Annotated in this window: 1 protein-coding gene; it reads left to right on the top strand. The window is 72.3% G+C overall.

The window, feature by feature from the left end:
• On the top strand, positions 1-4,185 hold a 4,185-nt coding region (locus ALMP_RS35280; RefSeq protein ID WP_375803578.1), incomplete at both ends, for a type I polyketide synthase.

The raw sequence follows: 4,185 nt of genomic DNA, 5'->3' as shown, positions 1-4,185 counted from the left end.
TGTCGGGGACGTTGGAGGGTTTGGGGTTGGTGGTGGCTCCGGAGGTGGGGGAGCCGTTGGGTGTGGGGCAGGTGCGGGTGGCGGTGCGGGCCGCGGGGTTGAACTTCCGTGATGTGTTGATCGCGTTGGGGATGTATCCGGGTGCCGCGTCGATGGGTGGCGAGGGTGCGGGTGTGGTGGTGGAGGTGGGGCCTGGGGTGTCGGGGCTGGCGGTGGGGGACCGGGTGTTGGGGATGTTCCCGTCGTTCGGTCCGGTGGCGGTGGCGGATGTGCGGACGTTGGCGGTGGTGCCGTCGGAGTGGTCGTTCGAGCGGGCGGCGTCGGTGCCGGTGGTGTTCCTGACGGCGTATTACGGGCTGGTGGAGCTGGGTGGTCTGCGTGCGGGTGAGTCGGTGCTGATTCACGCGGGTGCGGGTGGTGTGGGGATGGCGGCGGTGCAGATCGCCCGTCATCTGGGCGCGGAGGTGTTCGCCACCGCCAGTGAGGGCAAGTGGGACACCTTGCGCTCCCTGGGCCTGGACGACGATCACATCGCCGATTCCCGCTCGCTGGCGTTCGAGGAACGCATCCGTACCGCCACCGGCGGCCGGGGCGTGGACATGGTGCTGAACTCCCTCGCGGGGGAGTTCGTGGACGCGTCGCTGCGGCTGCTGGCCGATGGAGGCCGGCTGCTGGAGATGGGCAAGACCGACATCCGGGACCCGCGGGTGGTGGAGTCCGCGTATGCGGGGGTGTCGTACCAGGCGTACGACCTGCTGGAGGCCGGCTCCGAACGGATCGGCGCACTGCTGGCCGAGCTGATGGAGTTGTTCGGATCGGGTGTGCTGGAACCGGTGCCGGTGCGGTCGTTCGATGTGCGGCGGGCGCCGGAGGCGTTCCGGTTCATGTCCCAGGCGAAGCACGTCGGCAAGCTGGTCCTGCGGATGCCCAGGGCGCTGGACGCGGACGGCACGGTCCTGATCACGGGCGGTACGGGCACCCTGGGCGGACTGGTCGCCCGGCTCCTGGTCACCGAACACGGCGTACGCAGCCTGGTCCTGACCAGCCGACGCGGCCCGGACGCCCCGGGTGCCGACGACTTGACGGCTGAACTCACCGCTCTGGGCGCGCAGGTGCGTGTGGAGGCGTGCGACGCCGCCGACCGCGACGCGCTCGCGGGGGTGCTGGCGCGGACACCGGCACTCACGGGCGTGGTGCACGCGGCCGGTGTGCTCGACGACGGCCTGCTGGAGTCGATGACCGGCGAGCAGCTGGCCCATGTACTGCGCGCCAAGGTCGACGGCGCCGTCAACCTGCATGAGTTGACCCGTGACCTGGATCTCGCCGCGTTCGTCCTCTTCTCCTCCGTCACAGGTCTGCTCGGCAACCCGGGCCAGGCCAACTACGCCGCCGCGAACACCTTCCTGGACGCCCTCGCCGCCCGCCGCCAGGAGACCGGGCTTCCCGGTACCTCCATCGCCTGGGGCCTGTGGGAGCCGGCCAGCGACATGACCGGGCGGCTCGGCCGGCAGGACCTGGTTCGCATGCGCCGGTCCGGGATCGCCGCCATGACGGCGGACGAGGGGCTCGCGCTGCTCGACGCCGCCCTGAACGCAGGTGACGCCGGCCTCGCCGCCGTCCGTCTCGACCACACGGCACTCCGCGCCCAGGCCGCACACAACCCGCCCCCCGCACTGCTGCGCGGCCTGGTGCGCGCCCAGGTGCGCCGCGCCGCCCAGGAGCCCGCCGCGGCGACGAGCGGGGAATCCGCGCTGTCGCAGCGCCTGGCCGGACTGTCCGAAGCGGAACAGGAGCAGCTGCTCACCGACCTGGTACGCACCCAGGCCGCCCTGGTGCTCGGCCACGCCTCCGCCGACCTCATCGGACCGGAGCAGACCTTCAAGGCGGCCGGCTTCGACTCCCTCGCGGCGGTCGAGCTGCGCAACCGGCTCAACGCCACGACCGCGCTGCGCCTCTCCGGCGCCCTCACCTTCGACCACCCGACGCCCGCCGCGATGGCGCGGCACCTCAGGTCCCGGCTCCTGGGCGAGCGGGGCGCGACACCGCCCGCCCTCGCCGCACCCGCCGCCCCGGCCGGAGCGGACGAGCCGATCGCGATCGTCGGCATGGCGTGCCGCTTCCCGGGCGGAGTGGGCTCGCCCGAGGACCTGTGGCGGCTCGTCGCCGAGGGCCGTGACGTGATCACCGACTTCCCGACCGACCGTGGCTGGGACCTCGACGGCATCTACGACCCCGACCCCGACAGCCCGGGCAAGACCTACGTCCGCACGGGTGGGTTCCTCGACGGCGTCGCCGACTTCGACGCCGAGTTCTTCGGGATCTCCCCGCGCGAGGCCCTCGCGATGGACCCGCAGCAGCGGCTGCTGCTGGAGACCTCCTGGGAGGCGTTCGAACGCGCCGGCATCGACCCGGCCCCGCTCAGGGCGAGCGCGACGGGTGTCTTCATCGGCGCCGTGTCGCAGGACTACGGGCCGCTGCTCAGCCGCACGCCGGACGCCGTCGAGGGCTACCGCCTCACCGGCACCACCGGCAGCGTCGCCTCCGGCCGCCTCGCCTACTCCTTCGGCTTCGAAGGGCCCGCCGTCACCGTCGACACCGCCTGCTCCTCCTCGCTCGTCGCCCTGCACCTGGCGGCGCAGGCCCTGCGCCGGGGCGAGTGCACCATGGCGCTGGCCGGCGGCGCGACCATCATGTCCAGCCCCGACATGTTCATCGAGTTCAGCCGGCAGCGCGGACTCTCCGACGACGGCCGCTGCAAGGCCTTCGCGGACGCTGCCGACGGAACGGCCTGGGCCGAGGGCGTGGGCGTGCTGCTCGTGGAGCGGCTGTCGGACGCCGAACGCAACGGCCACCAGGTGCTGGCGGTGCTGCGCGGCTCCGCCGTGAACCAGGACGGCGCGAGCAACGGCCTGACCGCCCCGAACGGGCCGTCGCAGCAGCGGGTGATCCGGCAGGCGCTGACCAGCGCACGACTCACCGCCCTGGACGTGGACGCCGTCGAGGCGCACGGCACCGGCACGACCCTCGGCGACCCGATCGAGGCCCAGGCCATCATCGACACCTACGGCCAGGACCGACCGGGTGAACGACCGCTGTATCTGGGCTCGTTGAAGTCGAACATCGGCCACGCCCAAGCCGCCTCGGGCGTCGGCGGCGTGATCAAGATGGTCATGGCTCTGCGCGAGGGCGTCCTGCCGCAGACCCTGCACGTCGACGCCCCGTCCTCGCATGTGGACTGGTCGGCGGGCGCGGTGGAGCTGTTGACGGATGCGCGGGAGTGGCCGGAGACCGGGGGCCGTCCGCGTCGGGCGGCGGTGTCGTCCTTCGGTATCAGTGGGACGAACGCGCATGTGATCGTGGAGCAGGCTCCGGAGGTTGCTGGGGCGGCGTCTGGGGTGTCCCTTCCGGAGAGGGTGCTGCCGTTCGTCGTGTCGGGTCGGTCCGAGTCGGCGTTGCGGGCGCAGGCGGGGCGGCTGGCCAGGTTCGTGGACGAGAGGACTGATCTCGACCTCGCGGTGGTGGCGTCGGCGTTGGTGGGGTCGCGGTCGGTGCTGGAGCAGCGGGGTGTCGTACTGGCAGCGGACCGCGCGCAGCTCACCGCCGGGCTGGCGGCGCTGGCGGCGGGGGAGCAGGCGCCGGGTGTGGTGACGGGTGCGGCTTCTGCGGCGCGCCGGACCGTGTTTGTCTTCCCCGGGCAGGGTTCGCAGTGGGTGGGGATGGCGGCCGGTCTGCTGGAGTCGTCGCAGGTGTTCGCGGAGCGGATCGAGCAGTGCGAGACGGCGCTGGCGGCTCATGTCGACTGGTCGCTCACCGAGATTCTCCGGTCGGACTCCGACGCGTGGCTGGACCGTGTGGATGTGGTGCAGCCGGTGTTGTGGGCGGTGATGGTGTCGTTGGCGGAGCTGTGGCGGTCGTTCGGTGTCGTGCCTGCCGCTGTGGTGGGTCATTCGCAGGGTGAGATCGCGGCGGCGTGTGTGTCGGGTGCGTTGTCGTTGGAGGACGCGGCGATGGTGGTCGCGTTGCGGAGCCGGGCGATTTTGGAGCTTGCGGGTTCGGGCGGGATGGCGTCGCTGGGTGTGCCGGTGGAGCGTGCCTCCGAGCTGATCGCGGAGTGCGGCGGTCGGGTGTCGGTGGCGGCGGTGAACGGTCCGGGCTCGGTGACGGTGGCCGGTGAACCGGCAGCTT

The sequence above is a fragment of the Streptomyces sp. A012304 genome, from assembly GCF_026008495.1.
Lineage (GTDB): Bacteria > Actinomycetota > Actinomycetes > Streptomycetales > Streptomycetaceae > Streptomyces.
The sequence above is the reverse complement of the archived record's forward strand: the minus strand, read 5'-3'. Positions and strand labels throughout refer to the sequence as shown.